Source organism: Corynebacterium sp. HMSC071F07, assembly GCF_001810285.1.
GTDB lineage: Bacteria > Actinomycetota > Actinomycetes > Mycobacteriales > Mycobacteriaceae > Corynebacterium > Corynebacterium simulans.
Map to the genome: position 1 here is coordinate 162,075 of NZ_KV800675.1, position 20,573 is coordinate 182,647.

23 protein-coding genes and 1 pseudogene are annotated in these 20,573 nt (G+C 57.5%); 9 read left to right on the plus strand and 15 right to left on the minus strand.

The genetic code is table 11. From position 1 onward, the window contains the following. Positions 1-102 precede the first annotated feature (102 nt). Together HMPREF2724_RS00940 and rsmI are read right to left on the minus strand one after the other, a co-directional pair. Entirely contained in the window at positions 103-1,917 is a 1,815-nt protein-coding gene (locus HMPREF2724_RS00940; protein ID WP_061921329.1) for a BCCT family transporter, read from the minus strand. A 196-nt stretch (positions 1,918-2,113) separates the two neighbouring features. After that, positions 2,114-2,977, minus strand: coding sequence for a 16S rRNA (cytidine(1402)-2'-O)-methyltransferase (gene rsmI, locus HMPREF2724_RS00945; protein ID WP_061921326.1), 864 nt, complete (start codon positions 2,975-2,977; stop codon positions 2,114-2,116). A 78-nt stretch (positions 2,978-3,055) separates the two neighbouring features. On the opposite strand from rsmI, the pseudogene HMPREF2724_RS00950 reads away from it, so the two are divergent. Next, positions 3,056-4,667 (plus strand): annotated as a pseudogene (locus HMPREF2724_RS00950) (dolichyl-phosphate-mannose--protein mannosyltransferase). A 32-nt stretch (positions 4,668-4,699) separates the two neighbouring features. Here HMPREF2724_RS00950 and HMPREF2724_RS00955 read toward each other — a convergent pair. Both HMPREF2724_RS00955 and HMPREF2724_RS00960 read right to left on the minus strand, forming a co-directional pair. Further along, the gene (locus HMPREF2724_RS00955) at positions 4,700-5,395 is read right to left on the minus strand and encodes a zf-HC2 domain-containing protein (protein ID WP_061921319.1); all 696 of its coding nucleotides are present in this window, start codon (positions 5,393-5,395) and stop codon (positions 4,700-4,702) included. After that, positions 5,382-5,795: a DoxX family protein gene (locus HMPREF2724_RS00960; protein ID WP_061921314.1), complete on the minus strand. Its 414-nt coding sequence runs from the start codon at positions 5,793-5,795 to the stop codon at positions 5,382-5,384. The genes HMPREF2724_RS00955 and HMPREF2724_RS00960 overlap by 14 nt, the downstream gene beginning before the upstream one ends. 159 nt (positions 5,796-5,954) lie before the next feature. Here HMPREF2724_RS00960 and HMPREF2724_RS00965 point away from each other — a divergent pair, with 159 nt between their 5' ends. After that, entirely contained in the window at positions 5,955-6,707 is a 753-nt protein-coding gene (locus HMPREF2724_RS00965) for a DNA-3-methyladenine glycosylase I (RefSeq protein WP_371440774.1), read from the plus strand. Positions 6,708-6,720: 13 nt separating this feature from the next. On the opposite strand, the gene glpR is transcribed toward HMPREF2724_RS00965, so the two are convergent. From glpR to HMPREF2724_RS00985, 4 genes are all read right to left on the minus strand, one after another. After that, positions 6,721-8,031, minus strand: a complete 1,311-nt coding sequence (gene glpR / locus HMPREF2724_RS00970; RefSeq protein ID WP_061921311.1) for a divisome protein SepX/GlpR — start codon at positions 8,029-8,031, stop codon at positions 6,721-6,723. A 147-nt stretch (positions 8,032-8,178) separates the two neighbouring features. After that, entirely contained in the window at positions 8,179-8,889 is a 711-nt protein-coding gene (locus HMPREF2724_RS00975) for a GNAT family N-acetyltransferase (protein WP_070432756.1), read from the minus strand. A gap of 2 nt (positions 8,890-8,891) precedes the next feature. Next, positions 8,892-10,181, minus strand: coding sequence for a molybdotransferase-like divisome protein Glp (glp, locus tag HMPREF2724_RS00980; protein ID WP_070586739.1), 1,290 nt, complete (start codon positions 10,179-10,181; stop codon positions 8,892-8,894). Positions 10,182-10,217: 36 nt separating this feature from the next. Next, positions 10,218-11,144, minus strand: coding sequence for a UTP--glucose-1-phosphate uridylyltransferase (locus HMPREF2724_RS00985; protein WP_061921302.1), 927 nt, complete (start codon positions 11,142-11,144; stop codon positions 10,218-10,220). 67 nt (positions 11,145-11,211) lie between these two features. On the opposite strand from HMPREF2724_RS00985, the gene HMPREF2724_RS00990 reads away from it, so the two are divergent. From HMPREF2724_RS00990 to mscL, 3 genes are all read left to right on the plus strand, one after another. After that, positions 11,212-11,796 (plus strand): 5-formyltetrahydrofolate cyclo-ligase, encoded by a 585-nt coding sequence (locus HMPREF2724_RS00990; protein WP_070586742.1) that lies wholly within the window; start codon positions 11,212-11,214, stop codon positions 11,794-11,796. Positions 11,797-11,864: 68 nt separating this feature from the next. Next, positions 11,865-12,551 (plus strand): SAF domain-containing protein, encoded by a 687-nt coding sequence (locus tag HMPREF2724_RS00995; protein ID WP_070432757.1) that lies wholly within the window; start codon positions 11,865-11,867, stop codon positions 12,549-12,551. 184 nt (positions 12,552-12,735) lie between these two features. After that, the gene (gene mscL / locus HMPREF2724_RS01000; protein WP_062035580.1) at positions 12,736-13,197 is read left to right on the plus strand and encodes a large-conductance mechanosensitive channel protein MscL; all 462 of its coding nucleotides are present in this window, start codon (positions 12,736-12,738) and stop codon (positions 13,195-13,197) included. 108 nt (positions 13,198-13,305) lie between these two features. On the opposite strand, the gene HMPREF2724_RS12200 is transcribed toward mscL, so the two are convergent. The 7 genes from HMPREF2724_RS12200 to HMPREF2724_RS01030 all read right to left on the minus strand — a co-directional run bounded on the left by HMPREF2724_RS12200 (position 13,306) and on the right by HMPREF2724_RS01030 (position 18,709). Continuing rightward, entirely contained in the window at positions 13,306-13,527 is a 222-nt protein-coding gene (locus HMPREF2724_RS12200) for a hypothetical protein (protein WP_082787616.1), read from the minus strand. 30 nt (positions 13,528-13,557) lie between these two features. Further along, positions 13,558-14,130 carry a MogA/MoaB family molybdenum cofactor biosynthesis protein gene (locus HMPREF2724_RS01005; protein WP_061921496.1) on the minus strand — a complete coding sequence of 191 codons (573 nt, stop codon included), beginning with the start codon at positions 14,128-14,130 and terminating at the stop codon, positions 13,558-13,560. A gap of 102 nt (positions 14,131-14,232) precedes the next feature. Then, complete coding sequence (locus HMPREF2724_RS01010) at positions 14,233-15,633, minus strand: S1C family serine protease (RefSeq protein ID WP_246818177.1); 1,401 nt, start codon at positions 15,631-15,633, stop codon at positions 14,233-14,235. Positions 15,634-15,789: 156 nt separating this feature from the next. Next, on the minus strand, positions 15,790-17,343 hold the full coding sequence (locus tag HMPREF2724_RS01015) for a HAMP domain-containing sensor histidine kinase (protein ID WP_070586746.1): 1,554 nt from the start codon (positions 17,341-17,343) through the stop codon (positions 15,790-15,792). After that, positions 17,340-18,038, minus strand: coding sequence for a response regulator transcription factor (locus HMPREF2724_RS01020; protein ID WP_070432767.1), 699 nt, complete (start codon positions 18,036-18,038; stop codon positions 17,340-17,342). The genes HMPREF2724_RS01015 and HMPREF2724_RS01020 overlap by 4 nt, the downstream gene beginning before the upstream one ends. Before the next feature lie 212 nt (positions 18,039-18,250). Beyond that, positions 18,251-18,424, minus strand: coding sequence for a 50S ribosomal protein L32 (gene rpmF / locus HMPREF2724_RS01025; RefSeq protein WP_005530148.1), 174 nt, complete (start codon positions 18,422-18,424; stop codon positions 18,251-18,253). Positions 18,425-18,439: 15 nt separating this feature from the next. Beyond that, a complete protein-coding gene (locus HMPREF2724_RS01030) occupies positions 18,440-18,709 on the minus strand; it encodes a type B 50S ribosomal protein L31 (protein ID WP_061921281.1) in 270 nt (89 codons plus the stop codon). Positions 18,710-19,287: 578 nt separating this feature from the next. Between HMPREF2724_RS01030 and rpmB the strand changes: the two genes are divergently transcribed. From rpmB to rpsR, 4 genes are read left to right on the plus strand one after another with little or no spacing between them, the layout of a single operon-like run. Then, on the plus strand, positions 19,288-19,524 hold the full coding sequence (rpmB, locus tag HMPREF2724_RS01035) for a 50S ribosomal protein L28 (RefSeq protein WP_005279911.1): 237 nt from the start codon (positions 19,288-19,290) through the stop codon (positions 19,522-19,524). 2 nt (positions 19,525-19,526) lie between these two features. Next, positions 19,527-19,691 (plus strand): 50S ribosomal protein L33, encoded by a 165-nt coding sequence (gene rpmG / locus HMPREF2724_RS01040; protein ID WP_010187624.1) that lies wholly within the window; start codon positions 19,527-19,529, stop codon positions 19,689-19,691. Positions 19,692-19,694: 3 nt separating this feature from the next. Next, positions 19,695-20,000 carry a 30S ribosomal protein S14 gene (gene rpsN / locus HMPREF2724_RS01045; RefSeq protein ID WP_061921278.1) on the plus strand — a complete coding sequence of 102 codons (306 nt, stop codon included), beginning with the start codon at positions 19,695-19,697 and terminating at the stop codon, positions 19,998-20,000. Positions 20,001-20,021: 21 nt separating this feature from the next. Further along, positions 20,022-20,270 (plus strand): 30S ribosomal protein S18, encoded by a 249-nt coding sequence (rpsR, locus tag HMPREF2724_RS01050; RefSeq protein ID WP_034657238.1) that lies wholly within the window; start codon positions 20,022-20,024, stop codon positions 20,268-20,270. Positions 20,271-20,573 lie beyond the last annotated feature (303 nt).

A 20,573-nucleotide genomic window follows, 5' to 3' on the forward strand; every position in this document is an offset into this window, starting at 1 on the left:
TTGCGCGCATAAAGACGCATAAAGAAACGCACCCTCTTGCACCATTGTGCAGGAGGGTGCGTAAAGAAGCTTTAGGAAGCGACTAAATCGCTTGCTTTAGCTTTACTTGTGCTGAGCGCGCTTGCGCTGACGACGCTTCTTGAGCTCCTCAGCGCGCTGGTACTCGCGGTGCAGACGGCGCTCGCGGGCAAGCTTGCGCTGGAATGCCTGGGACTCGCGGTATTCCAAGTAGATGACGTCGTTGCTGAGTGCCTTGTAGATGGCGCACATCAGGCCCACAACGATGAACAGGAATGGCAGCGCAGCCACAATGGTGACGTTCTGCAGGTTGGACAGGGAATCCTCATCAGCCAGCAGCAGGGTCAGACCAACAGCCGCGGTGGCAACGCCCCATGCTGCGGACAGCCATGGCTTAGCGTTGGATGCACCGTTCTGAGACATCGAGCCCATAACGGTAGAAGCCGAGTCAGCGGAGGTGATGAAGAAGGTTGCCAGCAAGATAACTGCGATGATGCCGGCGATGAAACCACCAGGCAGGTTGTGCAGCAGGTTGAACAGCTCAACCTCAGAGGACTCGCCGGTGATGGAGTTACCCTTCTGCTCCATGTGGATTGCGGTGCCACCGAAGATGGCGAACCACACGGTGGAAAGACCAGCCGGGATCAGCATGACGCCGATGCAGAATTCGCGGACGGAACGGCCACGGGAAATGCGTGCCAGGAACATACCGACGAATGGGGACCAAGAGACCCACCATGCCCAGTAGAAGATGGTCCAGGTGGACAGCCACTCGCCTGCTTCGCCGTTGTTGGACTCAGCAGTACGGGAGATCATCTCGGTGAACGCATCCAGGTAGCTACCGATGGAGCCCGGAATCTGGTTCAGGATGGAAACGGTTGGGCCAAGGATGAATACGAAGATGGCAAGCAGTGCGGCCATAACCATGTTCGCGTTGGAGACATACTGAATGCCCTTGCCCACGCCGGACATTGCGGAAAGCAGGAAGGCCAGGGTCAGCACGAGGACGATGCCAACGACGACCTTCTGGGATGGGTTGTCGATGAGGCCAGAAGCCTGGATACCAGCCTGGATCTGGGTTGCACCGATACCCAGGGAACATGCGGTACCGAAGACGGTTGCAAAAATGGACAGGATGTCAATGATTTTGCCAACCCAACCATCGGCAGCGCGCTGGCCGATGAGCGGCACGAATGCTTGACTCAGCAGCTGCTTGCGGCCAATACGGAAGGTCGAGTACGCAATTGCGAGACCAACGATGGCATAAACAGCCCATGGGTGCAGGGTCCAGTGGAACATCGCCGTAGCCATCGACGTGCCCACTTCCTTAGCATCATGGCCAGGAACTCCGTTGAGGTAGTAGTTCAGCGGCTCAGATGCGCCGTAGAACATCAGGCCGATGCCCATGCCGGCCGCGAACATCATCGCAATCCAAGAGGGCGTAGAAAATTCAGGCTCTTCATCGATGTGGCCCAAGCGGATGGTGCCGAACTTGGAGGCGGCGATGAAGATAACAAATACAACGAAAATCGTGCCGAAGAGGACGTAGGCCCAACCAAAGTCGTTAACAACGAAGCTCAGTGCATCGCTAGCGAAGTTCGCAAAGTTGGTCGGAGCAGCCAAGCCCCATGCAACGATGGCGGCAATGAGCACGCCAGCGATGCCGACGATGGTCCAGTCGATTGGAGCGTTGTCATCGGCTGCCATTTCAATTTCAGGCTCGGTCATCTCATGGGGAGCGAAGTCCTCATTGCCGAGCATGTCTTGTAGCTGACTCGTCGCAGATGCTGATTCCAGCTTCTCATCAACGGTCTGGTACTCCTCAGACGAAACCGGCGCCGCACTGGACGCCGGATCCGTACCCTTTGCCGTATTCGAATCTGTTTCTGGATTAGTCATGCACTCCAGAATGAGGGCGGCTAATGCCAGGCGTCAAACTTATATGTGCAGTACAGCCGCCTAAATCCAGCATTTTTGCAGGATAATCTTACTTTACAATCAGCCACGCAAATGAAAATTAACCAGCATATGCAGGTCTTTTATCCTCCCGTGAGCTTTTGGCTATAACAATCCTGCAACAATTGGGCATTTAACACTATTTTTCGCTGTCACGGGCACTCAAGAAGGCGTCATAAAGTTCGCGATTAGACACCTGAGTACCGGCAGCGACTTCCTTGCAAGCATCCTTCGCGCGCACTCCATCTGCCACACGGCGCTGGACCTTATCCACCAGTTCCTCAAGCGATGAGGGGACCTCTTCCCCACCCTCGATAACAACCGTGATTTCACCGCGAGCATTGTCCTCAGCCCACTTTGCCAACTCACCCAAGCTTCCGCGCTTTACTTCTTCATAGGTCTTTGTCAGTTCGCGACACACGGCAGCGGGGCGGTCTTCACCCAGAACCGCCGCGGCGTCGGCAAGCGTCTGCGCCAAACGGTGGGGCGATTCAAAGAAGACAATGGCGCGCTTTTCACCGCGCAGCGATTCCAGCCACGCTTTGCGCGGTCCGGCCTTGCGTGGAGCAAAGGCGTCGAAGAGGAAGTGACCGACGCCGAGACCGGACAGAGCCAAAGCGGTGGGCACCGCAGATGGCCCGGGGAAGCACGTCACCGGCACCCCAGCTTCGACTGCTGCAGCAACGATGGAGTGCCCTGGATCAGAAACCAGAGGCATACCCGCGTCGGAGACAACCAAAACGGTGCCGGAACGAGCGGCCTCGACAAGTTGGGCTGCGCGTCCTTCTTCGTTGTGATCAAAGTTGGAGACCACCTTGCCGCGGATTTCGATCCCCAGAGCCTGCGCCAGGTTACGGACGCGGCGCGTATCTTCCGCCGCCACGATGTCGGCATGCTGCAGCGCCTGCATGAGTCGTGCCGAAGCATCTGCGATATTACCCAGAGGGGTGGCTGCCACAATTACTCCGCGTGGAAGGGGATCTAGACGAAACGAAGTATTCATGTCCCCTAGCTTTCCACACCTTTGCACAAGCAGAATCCCCAGGGGTCCGCCGCGTAGCCTAAACTCATCTAAGTGACTATTGCTACTGACTCTTCGCAGCCCGCAGGCACCCCACAGGCCAAGCTAGCAGGAAAGCCGCGTGGCAAGCATGCCTTCGCCGCCCCTGCTGCTCCTACCTCCTATGCTTGGGGCAAAGCAGATTGGGTCAGCACCGGCGTCATTGCAGTTTTAGCTTTCATCACCCGTTTCATCGGACTTTCCGCGCCCGTCTCGCAGGGCACGCCAGTCTTCGACGAGAAGCATTACGTTCCGCAGGCCTTCGACATGGTGCGTAGCTGGGACAACCTCTTTATCGGCGGCATCGAGTCCAATCCAGGCTATGGCCTGGTGGTTCACCCGCCGCTGGCTAAGCAAATCATTGCTGTTTCCGAGTCTGTTTTTGGCTATAGCCCGCTTGGCTGGCGCCTGATGGCAGCGCTTTTTGGTGTAGGTACCGTGCTGCTGACAATGGCGCTCGCCCGCCGCGTCGCTGGTTCCTGGCAGGTTGCCACGATGGCCGGCTTGATTGCGGTATGCGATGGCGTGCTTTTGGTTTCTTCAAAGTTCGGAATGCTGGATATCTTCCAGGTCTTTTTCATCGTCGCGGCCGCATGGGCACTGGCCCGCGACCATAACCAGATGCGTTTACGCCTGCACACGGCTTTTATCACGGGCAATATGGGCTCGTCCGATTTTGGCCCGCGTTTTGGCTTCCGCTGGTGGCGTTTCACCGCAGGCGTCTTCCTCGGCCTAGCCCTTGGCGTGAAGTGGTCTGGCCTGTACTACATCATGTTCTTTGGCCTGCTTTCGGTCTTTAGCGATCTTGCTTTGCGACGCCGCTATCACGTACGCCGCTACGTACTGGGCACGCTCATCCGCGATACCCCGGCAGCTCTGGCTTCCCTAGTGCTGGTTCCGCTAGCTATTTACGTATGGACTTGGCGCGCATGGTTTGCCTCCGAAACCTCCGTGTTCCGCCATGCCAAGGTGGATGGAACTATTGCTGAAGAATCCCCGCTGCAGGCCCTGCCCGATGCACTCGCTGGTTGGTTCTACTACCACTCTTCGGTCTTGGAATTTCATGCTTCCCTGACTACCTCCAGCGGGCACTCGCACCCATGGGATTCAAAGCCTTGGGCTTGGCTCGTGGCGGCCCGCCCCAATCCTCTACTACTCCTCTACTGATCTGCAGTGCAGCGGCGCCGGCACCTGCCGCGAGATGCTCTATCTCTTTGGCACGCCTGCCATTTGGTGGCTGGTCATTCCAGCCGTGTTGTGGGGTCTATGGTCACTGCTGGTGCGCCGCAACCGCGCATTCCTTATCCCGTTGGTTGGATTCGCAGCAGGTTTCCTGCCTTGGTTGGCTGCGTTCGACCGCCAAATGTATTTCTTCTACGCCACGGCTTTCATCCCGTTTGTCATCGTGCTCATCTCCCTCGCGCTGGGCCAGATGATTGGACACGGCAAGAGGATTTCTTGGGACTGGCTGACTTCGCTTGCTGGCGGGGAAATCCGGACTGGCACATTCGTAGCAATTTGCTACTTGTGCTTGGTAGTAACGATGTTCATCTACTTCTCGCCAATTCTTTATGGCTTCATGATTCCGGACAAGTGGTACGAGTCGATGATGTGGCTGAACTCTTGGACCTAGATTCCTGTAATCCGGTTTCTCAGCGCGATCTCTTAATGCGGATTCGCGCTCAAAGAACGCCAGAAATCGGCGGCTGAATAACCTTTATGGGCTACCCAAGCCCAAGCCAGGACAATCGCGCTGATACCGGTGGCCAGGAGAATGTATATCTGGCTCATCATGATTGTGCCCAGCGCAATATCGCGCATGGTAAAGCCAAAAAGGAAGGCAAACATGGTTGCTGCAACCGGCAGCATGCCGGGAACGGATGCTGGCCGCCAGGCAGCAAAGAACAAACCGATGGCCAGGCCGAAGCGCAAGGCCGCGCCCTCGATGAGAAGGCGTGCACGTTCAGGATCAGCGGTAGGGTCGAGTGTTCCCTCGGCGCCGGTGACGGCGAGCCCGGAAGCACTAACCACCACGAAGATAGCCCAGATAGAAAAGAGCAATCCGAGTACCACGAGTGCAACGCGCGCTACCGTCAGCGTGGTCTGACGTGCGCTGGAGGCACGGCGCCACTCTGGCTCAACGCCGGCGATGATGACCTCAGAAAGATCTTGTGGGGGTGCCATTCCTTCGGCCGATTCGACGAAGCTCAATGAGCGGGAAAGCGCCGCGGCCTTGTCGCGGTAAGCACGGCACTGCTCGCAGCTTTCCACGTGAGTTTCAATGACATCGCTAGAAACGTCGGTGGGTTCACCGTCGAGCTGCGCGGAGATTGCCGCTTGGATTTCCTCATGCGTCAACACGGCTCAACACTCCATCCAAGCTGACGCGGCCGGAGCCGAAGACAACAATCATCACCAGCGAGGCAATCAGCACCGCTGGGTATTCAAAGCCGCCGTCCGCAGCGAAAAGCCCATGGCCTAGGTGCACAAAATACAATGCACACGCCATAAACAGCGCCAGGGCGCCAGCGACAAAGGTGGTCAAAAGCCCGACGACGAGTAGGGAGCCACCGATCATCTCACCCAATGCTGCGATATACGCGGAAACATGAGGCTGCGGAATTCCCATTGCAGAGAACTGCCCTGTGGTCTCATCGATTCCGGCGAAGAACATTTTGTCAACACCGTGCGCGACGAAAACGAGGCCTAGGACTGCTCGCAAAAGCAGCAGCGCGGTATCGCGAACGGCGGGTCTATTCATGAGAAATACACTACCCTGGAACCCCTAGGTGCTGGCGAATCAACTGTATATACCCCTAACGCACAGCTCATCGACAGCCGCTTGGAACCGATGCGAGCAAAAGGCAGTCAAATAGTGCAAGAGCCAAATGCGCTTACACATTCAACCGAAAGAAAAGACATGACCATGACGAATCCTTTTGCCGAGCCACAGGAAGCGGAAAGCGATAAGGCCACCACAGGCATCGCAGACACCATAGGCACCCCAAACACCTCAGCCCCCGAGTACACGCCTAGCTCGGAGCGAACCGGGCTGGTCTACGACACCGAGGGGGTCGGCCGTCCGCCTTGGGCGATGGGCTCTCCTCTGTTGCGCGAGTACTACGACACCGAGTGGGGAATGCCGGTCCGCGATGAAGCGGGGCTTTTTGAGCGCTTAACTTTGGAAGGCTTCCAGTCAGGGCTGTCTTGGGCCACGGTCCTGCGCAAGCGCGAAGCCTTCCGCGCTGCGTTCGCTGGCTTCGCCCCGGAGATCGTTTCGGCTTTTGGCGCAGCCGAGGTAGAGCGTCTGCTCAATAACCCACAGATTATTCGGAATCGCCGCAAGATTGAGGCTGCCATTAACAATGCAGATGCCACGGTGAAATTGCGTGAAAAGGGCGGCTTGAGCGAATTCATCTGGTCCTTCAGGCCGGAGGAAAATCTCTACCCGCGTTATATGGAAGACATCCCTAAAACGACCGACAAGGCCAAGGAATTATCCAAGGCCTTGAAGAAGGAGGGCTTTACTTTCGTAGGCCCCGTTACCTGTTTCGCGCTAATGGAAGCCATCGGCATGGTAGATGCCCATCTCATTGGCTCTCATCGCCGCGGAACGTCCGGGGTCTGGGAAAGTGAACTGGATGCTTTCAAGCATCCAGTTCAGAATATCTAGTTCACGAAGGCATCTAGCTCACGCGGCGTGATGCGAGGTCGTCGCGGCGCTGGCGATTGCTCACGTGCGGTCCGTCGAAGCCGTCGAATTCATCGTCATCATAATGGACCGGCAGATGGTCGAAGTCCGGGCTGTCATCGTCAACTTCCAGTACTACAGCGCCTGGGCGGCGCAGGCTACGCGGGATGGCCAGTTCATCATCTTCTGCACTGCGGACGCCGAGACGGGCGCGGCGCAGGTGGTACACGCGGCGACGCAGCAATGCCTGCTCCTGACGGACCTGGGTACGCAGAGCAATCAAATAGATCATGGTGACGATGCCGGCGATTCCCGCAAACCACCAGGTCCAGCTACCTACTACGATGCCCAAGCACACGGTGAGAACAACCGCCAAGGAAAGACCCAACAGCGTACGCTGACGGCGCTGGTAGCGGGTTGCGGAAGCAGCCTTTTCTGCTACCGGATCCCAGCCGCCGCGCCCAAGGCGACGCTGCGCAAAAGCAACCTCATCCTCAGATAGATCAGTATCCTCATCCATCTCAGTTTCGGATTCCTCGACAGACTCGATGGCCTGTGGAATCTGGCTCACCTGTTCCTCGGTGTCGACCGCGCCGGGATACATCAAGTCCACAGGCGAGGTATATGCCGAATCAAGGTCGTAAGCATCGTCTGCGACCTCGGCCACTGCTGGCGCGCTGAAGACCTCTGCCGCCTCCGCGTCATCCGCCAGCTTGGATTTCAGATCCGCAGGCTTATCCTTTTCGGTTTCATCCTCAATGAGGAGCTCATCTTCTTCGGATTCGCTCGCTGTGTCCTCCGACTCTTCGTTTTTATCCTGCTGCGCCGAAACTGGGACAGCGGAGCCGGCTGGGGTTGTTTCCTTCGCCGGAGTCTCGGCCTTGGCCTTACCGGACTCTTCGACAATTTCACCCTCAACGGTCTCCGGTGCGTCCGCCTTTACTGCGTCATCGCCATCAGGCTCATCAGACAGCTGCGCGCCCGGCTGGCGCGGATTCGCCTTAGCCTTTGCTGCGGCACCGGCGATGGTCACGGCAGGGGTTTCTTCCTCGTCAACCACGGAGATATCGCTAGCGTCGACGACTTCGTAATCTTCGGTATCGTCTTCAAAACGGCGCACGTCACGCTTGTTAACTCGCGGGCGGCGACGCGCGGCGACGTTTCCGGAGTCGCCTTCGAACAACACGCGAGTGTCATCAAAGGCTTCGCCTGTGTGGCTCATCGGACGCTGCGAACGCAGCAGCCAAGGTGCCAAGATAAAAGCCCAGACCACGATGATGGCGATAATGGGCACAGCAGTGGACACGGTATGGGTGGCCTTCCGTAGGGTGCAGAGTTTGACTCAACGTTAGCGCCTTATCCGCCCCTATAAAGACTCAAAATCGGGGAAATTACAATGTTGTGACTTGTGTGAAAACAGTGGCGAAATCTACCCGCCAACTGGGGCACCCGGCTAAAGAAGTCGCCCCTCTGCCCGCAACCGCGCGACAGCGGTGTTCGGATAGTCCTCGCGGTTGAGCGCCACAAAGTAGTGATCGCGCCAGGCGCCATTGATATGCAGGTTGCGACGCAGATATCCCTCTTCACGGAAACCACAGGACTTCAGGACCTTGCCTGAGGCAGGATTTTCTGGCAAATAGGTCGCTGTCACGCGGTGCATACCTACGCGGCGGAAGGCGTGGTCAACGCCCAGTGCGCACGCTGCCGTAGCAACGCCGGCACGGTGAACTGCGGAATGGACCCAGTAGCCAATCCAGCATTCCCCGATGCTGCCGTGCTGAATATTTCCCAGCGTCACCTGGCCCATAAACTGACCATCCAGCTCGATCACCAGAGGGATGATGCTGCCCATGCGCGCGTTGTCGCGCAGGAACATCAGATGGTTCCACCAATCATTTCCCGAATGCGCGGTTTCCCACGTCGTTGGAATGGTGGGTTCGACCGGGCGTAAGTATTGCTCATCGATGACGCGCTGACGGCGCCAGTCATGGCCATCGCCGCGCATCAGCGGACGCAAGCGGAGAACTCCGCCCTCCGGCAGGACGTCGGAAGGCGCAAGGCGCACGCTCGGCGTGGACTCCGGCCACCCAGGGTGTTCCTCACGCGGCGGCCCACTCGCAGGTACACGCAGGCGCCCCGCCGCAGTCCCGAAAGGATCCAGCATGCCTAGCTGCGCTGCGTCAAAAAGAGCACGTCCACCACGTCACCTGGGCGGATCTCAGTGGCGCTTTCCGGAATCCTAATCATCGCGTTAGCCTCCGAAAGACCCGCCAACAGGTGGGCCGGCGCACCGCTCGCGCCGCCCAAACCCTCGACCAGGTAGTCGGCAGTCTCAGCGTCACGCATCAAACGCGCACGGATAAAACCGCGGCGACCTGGACGCGAATCCATGTGGTTGAGCGCGCGAGCACGCACGACGCGGCGATTTGCATTGCGCTTGCCCAGAGAAAGGCGAATTAGCGGGCGCACGAATACTTCAAAAATGACCAATGCCGAGACCGGGTTCGAAGGCAACAGGAACGTTGGAACGCGCTCCTCTCCCAGCAAGCCAAAGCCTTGCACCGACCCCGGGTGGATGGCCACGCGGGAGGTATCGATATCGCCGAGCTCGCGCAGCACCTCACGCACTGCCTCAGAACCGGCGCCGCCGACCGCACCGGAGATCACCAGGACCTCGCTGCGGGCGATGTGTGTTTCCAGCGCCTCGCGGATTCGTCGCGGCTCGCCTTCCGCGATGCCGACGCGTTGTACGTCAGCGCCTGCTTCCCGCGCCGCAGCGGCCAAGGAATAGGAGTTAACGTCAAATACTTGCCCCAGGCCCGGTTCGCGATCGATGTCCACGAGTTCCTTACCAAAGGACAAGATGGTCACGCGCGGGCGCGGATAGACCAAAACCTTTGAGCGACCGACAGCGGCCAAAAGGCCAATCTGCGCAGGTCCCAGGATAGTTCCCGAAGAAACTGCGACATCGCCCGGCTGGATATCGTCGCCAACTCGGCGCACAAAGTCACCCGAGCGCACAGGGCGATGCGCCGTCACGCGCTTGCGGCCGTGGTCTGTCCATTCGAGGGGAAGGACGGCGTCGGCAAGCGTGGGCAAAGGCGCACCGGTGTAAACGCGCACCGCCTGTTTCGGCTGCAAGCGCAGTGGCTGGCGCGAACCCGCCGGAACCTCACCCACCACGGGGATGGAACGCTCAACCTCAGGGCCCTTTTGCTCCCCTTCTGCGTCCTCTTCAGTAGCGCGCCGCGCCTTCAAAGCACGCTCGCCTCCCACGTCAACGGCGCGCACTGCGTAGCCATCGATTGCCGCCTGCGGAAATCCGGGCAGCGGCTGATTGGCTTGCACTTCCTCAGCGCACATCAGTCCCAGCGAGTTCGCAATCGCGATACGCACTGGTTCCGGTGTCACCGCCGCATCAGTAATCATCGCAAGCTGATCATCTACTGAACGCATAGATTGCCGCCTTCCCTGTTTGTCTTCTGACCTAGATTAGTTGATGCCCTTTTCAGCCTCATACTCGGCAATGATCTGCTTGATTGCCTTGTACAAAGCCGGGCCATACTTCTCATGGTGCAGGCCGAAGTCCACATTTGCCGGAATATATCCGCCGGGATTGCCCAGGTCATGACGCTTTCCGCGGTGAACCACCACGTGGACCGGGTGGCCTTCCTGGATGAGCAGCTCGATGGCGTCGGTTAGCTGCAGCTCACCGCCCTTACCTGGGGAAATGCGGCGCAGCGCGTCGAAGATCTTGCGGTCTAGCAGGTAGCGACCGGTGGCTACTAGGTTCGAAGGCGCATCTTCAGGCTCTGGCTTTTCTACCATGCCAACGACCTTCTTCACGCCAGGTGCGTTGGTATCTTCCACGTCGAAGACACCGTAGTTGAAGGTCTCTTCGCGCTCGACCTCGAATGCACACAGCACCGAGCCGCCGACGGCAGCGCGCACGCGTGCCATCTCCTCCATGACAGTCGCCGGCAAGACAATGTCATCCGGGAGCATGACGGCGAAGCAGTCCTCGTCATCGTCCAATACGGATTCTGCAAGACCGACCGCATGACCTAGGCCAAGCGGCTTTTCCTGCTCCACCGAGATCGGGTGGATGAGCTCGCCTGCGCGGCGCACCTTCGCAACCTGCTCATCTTTACCACGCGCGTCCAAGGTCTCAACAAGCTCCGGGAAGGCATCGAAGTGACGCATCACTTCTTGCTTGTTGGGGGCAGTAATAACTGCTAGACGCTGCGCACCAACCGAGGCGGCTTCCTCCGCGATGAGTTCGATACCCGGGGTATCAACCACAGGGAGCAGTTCTTTCGGAACAGTTTTGGTGGCCGGCAAAAAGCGGGTACCCAGGCCCGCTGCCGGCACGACAACTGTCTTAATCCCGTGCAGGGATCCCTCGTTGTTATTAGCCATAAGTTTGAGCTTACAGGCCGAACTTTTGCTTTCGTGCAGCGATACACCAGCAATTACTATTTGTTCTATGACTGAGATAGCCAAGCAAAAGCAAAAATTGCGCGCGGAGCTTCTCGATGCCCGCCGCACCCGCAGCCCCGAGGAGAAGGCCACTGCTGACGCCGCCTGGTGCAACGCGGCCGCCCAACTTCTAAGCCCCGATATGCAGGTCGCAGCCTATAACCCTCTGAGTTCAGAACCCGGCGGCAGCGAGTTTGTCCACACCCTGACACAGGCATGTAAGGCGGTATATCTGCCTATCTCTGGCGACGATGGACAACTTTACTGGGCGCTTTACGAAGGCCCCGAGAGCCTCCAACCCGGTGCGCTCGGCATCGCAGAACCAACCGGCGAGCGCTTCCCCAGCTCCATCTTGGCTGAGCTCGACTTCATCTTTGCTCCAGCGATGGCAGTGGACAAGAGCGGCTACCGCCTCGGAAAGGGCGCTGGCTACTACGACCGCGCGCTTACTCCACTTATTCCCGGCAAGCCCAAGGTCATTGCCATGGTCCACTCCAGCGAGGTCCGGGATGTGCCAAAAGAAGAACACGACCGCCCAGTTGATGTCATTCTGACTGAGCGTGGGCTCGTCGACATTGAGCCAGACGTTTAGCTAGACGGTTTAGCCATAAGAAACAGCAAAAGCGGAACCATAGTCCTGCAACCGCAGTCTAAAAGAGCATGACTGCGGATAAATTGCTGAAAATGCTGCGCACCCCAGGACATCGGCGAGCGTTGATGTTAAGACGCTTTGTTGCATTGGTGCTGGTTGCTGCAGCAGGTTTCAGCATGCTTTCCGCTCGCAAAGAACACCCTCTGGCGGTGGTCTTTGCCCGCGATGTTCCTGCGGGCCATGCTCTTTCACTTGACGACGTCACCCTAGCACCCATCCCGGCCAGCGCACTGCCGGAGACGAAAGTCGATACCAACCTCGAGGAGCTTGAAGGCCGCGTGGTCGTATCGGCGGGTTCGGCTGGAGAAATTCTTACCGAGACGAGACTGCTTGGCCCGCAGCTCGTGGACGATTTAGTGAATAACTCCACAGGAAAAAACTCGGGCGAGGAATCCCACATGATTCCACTCAAGCCAGCAGAACCTGACATCCTTCCCCACCTCCACCATGGGGATACGGTCAATGTCATCGCTGGCGCTAGCGAAGAAGAGATAGAAGAAGGCCAAACAACTGATGGCTCAGTCATCGCCGCAGGTGGGCGCGTAATTACGACGACCAGCGGCGAAGAAGAAAGCCGCGCCACCACCGTGCTTTTAGCTCTGCCTGCTTCTCAAGCTGATGCCGTGGCAGCCGCTTCGCTGAGTCAACCGCTCACCGTTGTCATTGTGGGACAACGAGCCACCGGCATGAACTAGCGTAGAGCCGCTGCCAGAAGCCTTCCGATTGAGCCAGAAACGTTGTCACATCCCCTAAAACTCGCTAGGGTGAGTCTTCACTAGCCCCTGCTTTTAATTTTAATAACATTTGACTCATGACTAACTTGGAAAAGTCACTCGGGGGCGAGGGTCACAATGTGTTTTAGGAAAGGAAACCCTCCCAATGCTGAAGGGCTTTAAGGACTTCATCCTCCGCGGCAATGTCATCGAGTTGGCAGTCGCAGTCATCATTGGTAGCGCATTCACCGCTATCGTCACCGCCGTCACCAACAATCTCATCCAGCCTCTGATCAACTCCTTCGGCTCCGCAGAAGTCAAGGGCCTGGGCTTCCAGATCACCGACAATGAGTCCACCTTCATGGACTTCGGTGCTGTTATTACCGCTGCCCTCAACTTCCTCATCATCGCTGCGGTTGTTTACTTCCTCATCGTGATGCCGATCAACAAGCTCTCCGAAGCTGCTAAGCGCCGCCACGGCGTTGACCCAGAAGAGCCAGCTCCGACCACCGAGCAGCTCCTGACCGAGATCCGCGACCTAATGGAAGCACAGAACGCTTCCGGTGCAGGCCACAACATTGCGGGGACCTCCTACAACCAGGAGAGCACCGGCCGCCACCAGGCATAAGGTTTTACATCCTGCATAAAGACCGAACTCCGGTTGTCTTTTAGATAAAAGACAACCGGAGTTCGTCGTTATTAATGGGCAATAATTAGAGGTGGGAAACGCTCGCGCCTATTGGCCATAATGCGGCGGCATTTGCTCCCTGTAGAACGCTTCATCGTGCTGGCGTTCAGCCGGGGCATCCTCATCGAGCTGGACTACGCGATGAGCGTCCCCACCGCTTTCCCGACCTGAGTTATCAAAAGCAGATACAAAGTCCGGTTGGTCGGCAGTGCGGTCATAGTCCACGGCGGAGCGACGAACGGTCCGGCGGCGTTTACGAGGTTCAGACATGAATACTAGAAGGGAACTTACCTGCTACTACTAGACGCTGTACTTCTGCAGCTGGTCGATGAGGTAATGAACTAACGGGGCCAGCGTGGCCATGCCGTCGCGCACTGCGGCGCGGGAGGAAGCCAAGTTAACGATGACGGTCGAGCCCGAAACACCGGAGATACCCCGCGAGGTGCAGGCATCGACTGCGCCACAGGCTTGGCCGGAAGAGCGCAGTGCTTGCGCGATGCCGGGAACCATCTGATCCAGGACCGCGCGTGTGGCTTCAGGCGCCTTGTCGCGCGGGCCAACACCAGTACCGCCGACGGTAAGGACCAAGTCAACGCCACCGACAACTGCGGTTTCAATGGCCTGACGAATCTTCGACTTCTTGGAACGAACAGTCACGGAGCCATCGACCTGGAATTCAGCCTCAGAAAGGAGCTCGCCGACCAAACGGGACGTATCATCCGAGTTCTCGTCTGGGTGGTCAGTGATGACAACCACCAGTGCGCGGCGCGGCGCGTTGAAGTTTTGTTCCTGCTCGCTGGCGATCAGGAAGGCGTCATCAGGCTCAGCGACGTCCAACAAAGACCCTGTGGATTCCTCAGAGACCTCGAAAATGCCGTTGTTGGTCTCGTTGTCAGCATGGTCTGCCAATGTAGCTCCTTTATAGGACCAAAAATTCTTCTTCAAAGATTCGGGCGATTTTTGTTAATGGATAATTTACTCGTCCGAAAGAGTTACCTCTACCTGGCGAGGTTCTTTTCCTTCCCCATTGCTGACTTCGAGCGTGACCTTGGCTCCGAAGTCTTGCGAGCGAGCTGCGGCAATCAAGGAATCGGAGTTCTCGATGCGGCGGTCATTGACGCGGGTGACGAGGTCGCCTGCCTTCAGCCCTGCTTCTTCTGCTGGGCTGCCTGGCTCAACCTCGACGATGCGTGCGCCGTCGCCACTGTCGCGCGCGTCTACCTTGACGCCCAAGGTTGGGTGCTTAACCTCGCCCTTGTTGATGAGCTGGTCAGCCATGCGCTTGGCAAAGTTGGACTGGATTGCAAACCCCAAGCCGATGGAGCCTGCCTCGCTCGAGCCGGAGCTCGACAAGGAAGCGATCATGGAGTTCATACCGATCAGGTTGCCGTTGATATCGACCAATGGGCCACCGGAGTTGCCGGGGTTGACCGCGGCATCGGTCTGGATGGCGTCGATAAGCGAGCTCTCGCCGCCCTCCTGGGAAGCCCGAACCGGGCGATTCTTCGCGGAGACAATACCCGAGGTAACCGTGGCATTTAGCCCCAGCGGGGAGCCCACAGCAACGACCTCTTGGCCAACGGCCACGGCGTCAGAATCACCGAATTGCAGGAACGGCAGGTCATTGACGTCCTTGATCTTGATGATCGCGACGTCGGTGTTTGCGTCGGAAGAAATAAATTCAGCTTCGTGCTTGCTGCCGTCGTTCATGCTGACGCGCAACTGGCCGCCACGCTCAGCGCCGGCAACCACGTGGTGATTAGTCAGCACATAGCCATCCGGCGAGATGATGGAACCAGAGCCCTCAGCAGCGCTGGTAAGGCCCAAAGCCTCAATGGAAACAACAGCGGGCAGCACCTTAGCCGCGGTCGCCTCAACCGAGCCCTCAGCTGGTTCCTCACCGGTGCTATTAGCCACCGGCTCATTCTGCAGAACCTGGTTTACGGTGCTCGTATCGTTCTTATCCTTCGCTCCTAGAGCTAGGCCAGTAATGCTGCCCACAGCGACAGCGCCGGCGAGCATCATGGCCAAAGCCGTGCCCAGGCCCACCTTCTTCTTTTCTGGCGGGTTCGGTTGCGCCCCTACGTAAGTTATGGCCTGATTAGGCTGGCCCGGTTGGCCAAACTGCCCTGCCTGGCCGGGCTGGCCCGCGCCGAAGCTTTGGGTATGCGGATTTGCTTGGCCGCCGACGAATTGGGGATTGCCCGCGCCTTGGTTGAAATTTGCGCCCTGCATCCCAAAGGAACCAGCCTGGCCACTGGAGCTAGGCTGCGCCCCGGAGTTCTGGCGCGGTTCATTCCAACCGGCAGAATTGCTAAGATTGGGTTGATTCTCGGACGCTGGCCTCTCGCCGCGTGGATCCGCAGGCTCGTTCATGTTTGAGTTCCTCGTATTCATGTAGGCAATTGTGCCGCAGTGGGCTGGGGTGCATCTGTAACGATTCTGCTAGCCATATAAGAATAACTGTTAGAATTCTGTATGTCTTGACCTGCAGCGCAACTCCTTTTTATGCCGCAATAAGGTCGGCGCAGATTAACCCTGATTAAACCAGCGCTCGGCGAAAATGGTGCCGCGATCAACTGCCGCCTCATCTTCTTCGTTTGCGGAAGGATCGAAAAGGCCATCAACGAAGGTCTCGCCTTCCCCACGGTACCCCGGCAAGATAGCCTCCATGCGCGTGCCGCCGTCGTTCGAATCCTTAATTTCAATAGAGCCCTCGTGGCGCTCAATCACGGATTTGACGATGGCCAGACCCAAACCAGAGCCCGGCATCGAGCGGGCTTCTGCGGAACGATAGAAACGTTCGAATACCTTCTCCCGCTCATCCGGCGGAATGCCCGGGCCAGAGTCGTCGACCCGGAGACGGACCTCGTGCTCGCTGATCTGCTGCATGAACACACGCACGGTGCCGGTCGCAGGCGACCATTTCGCCGCATTGTCCATCAGATTAAGCGTTGCACGGCCCAGGGCGAATGGATCGCCTTCTAGGACCCACGGAATAAAGCGCACACGGAACTCGACGTCGGGGCGGCGTCGCCTAGCGCGCGCTAGCGAAGACTCGAGCACCTCCATAAGGTCAACCGGCTCCGGAGCCTTCTCCGTGGCGTCCTCACGAGCCAAGTCGACCAAGTCACCGATGAGCGTAGAAAGCTCCGTCATCTGTGACATGACGTCATCTTCCAAGTCGCGGCGATCTTCTTCGCTGATACCAAACCCACCGCCGGACTTGTTCATCATCATCAGCAACTCAATGTTGGTACGCATCGAGGTCAACGGAGTCTTCAACTCGTGGCCCGCGTCCGCCACAAACTGGGCCTGCTGCACACGCGATTGCTGCAGCGCTTCCAACATCTGATTAAAGGAAACCGTAAGCTGCGCCATCTCGTCATTGTTGACAACCTCGATAGGTCGCAGATCGTTGGTCTGCGTGACGTAATCGGCCGCACGCTTCAGGCGCGAAATCGGCTGCATACCAGTCTTGGAAACGAGCATGCCGGCAAAGATCGCCAGCAGAACGCCCAGCGCAACGATAACGACCAGCATTGCACCAATGGCCGCGATGAGCTCATTCGTCTCGCTCAAGTCCCGGGCCAAGACCACAGTGGTGCCTAAGTCATGGCGTTTTGCGAGGATGCGCTCGCCACCGACGGTGCGCACCGAGATCTCGGTGTAATCATCATCCTTCTGAAACTTATCCCCCACCGGGATGGCATCACCAAAGGTAAAGCTCCAGGAAGGCGGGGAAATCGCGATACGAGTCGATGGATTATAGAGCTTAAACTTCGCGATTTCGGAATCGATAGATTCAACAAAACGCGGGTCCAGGCTTTCCTGAATCAACACGTCGGCTTTTTGCTCAAGCTGCTTGTCGACGGCCGCGGTCAAAGACTCAGACACGATCCAATAGGTTGCCAGGGTCATAAGCGCCACGGCGATGGCCACGACCAGACCCGTAACAAGCGAAAGACGCCCCCGCAGTGGCGCCCGAGAAGCCCAACTCCCCCTTCCGCCGGCAATCTCGTTAACAGGGGTGGGGTGTACCTGTTCGGAAGCCTCGGCGTTGGGCGCTGGCTTCCTCAAAATCACGGTGTCGACTTCCGCAGAACATAACCGACGCCGCGCACGGTGTGGATGAGACGCGATTCGCCCTCACCTTCCGTCTTCTTCCGCAGGTAGCCGATGTAGACCTCTAGTGCGTTGCCGGAAGTTGGGAAATCGTAGCCCCATACCTCTTCCAGAATCACGTTGCGCGGCATGACCTTGAGCGGGTTTTCCATCAGCAGCTGCAGCAAAGCAAACTCAGTACGAGTCAAAGAGATCTGCCGGTCGCCGCGCTTTACCTCACGGGTTTCCGCATTGAGCTGCAAATCCTCAAAGGAAAGCTCGGTCTCCGCGCTGTGCGGTGCTCCAATGGAGTCTGCAGCGGCGCGGCGCAGCAAAGAACGCACGCGTGCCAAAAGCTCCTCCAGCGCAAATGGCTTCGGTAGATAGTCATCTGCTCCGGCATCGAGACCAGCCACGCGGTCGGAGACACTATCGCGGGCAGTTAGAACCAGGATCGGGTGTTCCCAGCCCTCACTGCGGAGAGTACGGCAGACCTCAAGGCCGTCCATGTTGGGCATCATGACGTCGAGGATCAACAGCTCCGGATTTTCATTGCGGACAGCCTCCACCGCCTCAAGGCCGTCACTGGCAATCATGACTTCATAACCATTGAACCGGAGAGAGCGACGCAGCGATTCGCGTACCGCTTGCTCGTCGTCGACGACAAGAATCTTCATAAACATAATTATGAACTATTCACGGTGGATTTTCGAAGCCACCATGCAATCCAGCCCCTTTCCATCCCCCCAAAGCCACAAGCTAACGTTTCTCGCGGCGCCTTTAGGCCATGTATCTGTTTAAAAAATCTGTTCAAAAGAAAAAGCCTGCGAAGAAGACGCCTTGTTTTAGGCGCTTCTCGCAGGCTTTTTAAAAAGTAGTGCGTTCTAGATTAGAACTGCTCCACGTCTACCAGGCCGAGCTTTGCAGCCTTGACCAGACGGCGCGGGATGCGCACGGTCTGACCGTCGATGGTGACTTCCTGAAGGGCGACGTTGTCTGCCTTCCACTGGGAGCGACGTGCGCGGGTGTTCGCGCGGGACATCTTGAACTTAGGAGTTGCCATTTTCTTCTATCCTCCTTACGCGTTCTTCTTCTTGCGGCGAGCCATTGCACCGAAGCGCTGGTTGAAGCGCTCGACACGGCCTGCGGTATCCATAACGCGCTGTGCACCGGTCCAGAACGGGTGGGACTCAGCGGTCACGTCAACGACGATCAGTGGGTACTCGTTGCCATCTTCCCACTCAACGGTGCGATCGGAAGTAGCAGTGGACTTGGTCAAGAACGAGTGGCCAGTGCCGGCGTCCTTGAAGACCACCGGGTGGTAATCCGGGTGGATATCCTTCTTCATAATTATTCCCTCAGGGTTGAAACTACGGGTCGGTTCTTCACTCTTCTACCTGGCTTAAGCCTTAAAGAAGGGCGAACTTTTTACAAAGCAGCCTTCTATCGGTGTCGAAGATCGTGCCCGAGTTGGGACGTACAGATTAAAAATGGCGTTAACCTCATCGCTCCGGGATATTGCTTGCGCTTCCCGTGGGCGGAGATGTCAACAACTTAAAGCATGTTACACCTTTGCCATCAGTTCCCCAAACCCACATACACGCTATTACGCTCCGTATATATAGGAATCGGCCCGCATAATTAACAACAGCCACAGGCGTTAACAAGACCAAATGGCGCAGGTAGTTCACACGAGCCCACTGCATCAGCTTGCAGCACTGGGACAAGGAAGGCGATTAGGTAATTTGGGCCACGGGCTGTAAGATTTCCCCTTGCTGTTGTCAAAGTATACGTTTTACGCCCCGTCTACTGGTGTTTGACGGTCTTGCCACCCATGCTCAACCTCACTTTTCGAGCACTGCGCCTCACCGCAGAAGGCATAGCCGTCAGTAGCCATGATGTGGGCGGCTAGGAGAAAGAAGACCCATGTCGGCTATTTGCCAGGTAACGGGCCGCAAGCCGGAATTCGGCAAGCAGGTCTCGCACTCGCACCGCCGCACTTCGCGCCGTTGGAACCCCAACGTGCAGCGTCGTCGCTACTACCTGCCCTCCGAGGGCCGTACCATCACCCTGAATGTCTCTACCAAGGGCATGAAGATTATTGACCGCGACGGCATCGAGTCCGTCGTCGCCAAGATTCGCGCACGTGGGGAGAAGATCTAAAGATGGCACGTAATGACATCCGTCCAATCATCAAGCTGAAGTCCACTGCGGGCACCGGTTACACCTACGTGACCCGTAAGAACAAGCGCAACAACCCGGATCGCATCACCCTGAAGAAGTTCGATCCGATCGTCCGCAAGCACGTCGAATTCCGCGAGGAGCGATAATCTATGGCTAAGAAGTCCAAGATCGCCAAGAACGAGCAGCGCAAGGAAATCGTCGCCCGCTACGCGGAGCGTCGCGCTGAACTCAAGGCCATCATCAAGAACCCGAACACCTCGGACGAGGATCGTCTGGACGCACAGTTCGAGCTGAACCGTCAGCCACGTGATGCATCCCGTTCCCGCATCCGTAACCGCGACGCAGCCGACGGCCGTCCGCGCGGTTACCTCCGTAAGTTCGGCCTGTCCCGTGTCCGTATGCGCGGCATGGCTCACCGTGGTGAGCTGCCGGGCGTTCGCAAGTCCAGCTGGTAAAGGGGTAATTGCACAATGGCTATCAAGCGCAATAACCAAAAGAAGTTCCGCATGGAACAAACCCGTCGCCCGAAGAAGAACCCGCTGAAGGCTGAGGGTATCGAGACGGTTGACTACAAGGATGTAAAGACCCTGCGTCTGTTCATCTCCGACCGTGGCAAGATCCGTTCCCGTCGCGTGACCGGTCTTACCCCACAGCAGCAGCGCCAGGTCGCTACCGCTGTGAAGAACGCACGCGAAATGGCTCTCCTGCCGTTCACCGCCCGCTAAATCAGTAGCTGGGTTTCTCAACAGCGCACTTTTGCCGCTGGCAAGTGTGACACGGTAAAAGAACCTTCGAAAGCCGCTTTCTTTCAATCACTTCGATTGGATGGAAAGCGGCTTTTGTGCGTTTTGTTCTTGGCCACGAGATAACTATCTGCTACTTAACCCACAACTTCCCTATGCGGGATTCGAGCTGGTGATAGATTAGTGATATTCACTTCCCCTCTCCTCGAAAGGGCTTTTAAGGCGCATGCCATTGCATCAATCCCTGGCGGATCTCAGTGAGCTCGCAGCGCACTGCCAGTCCCC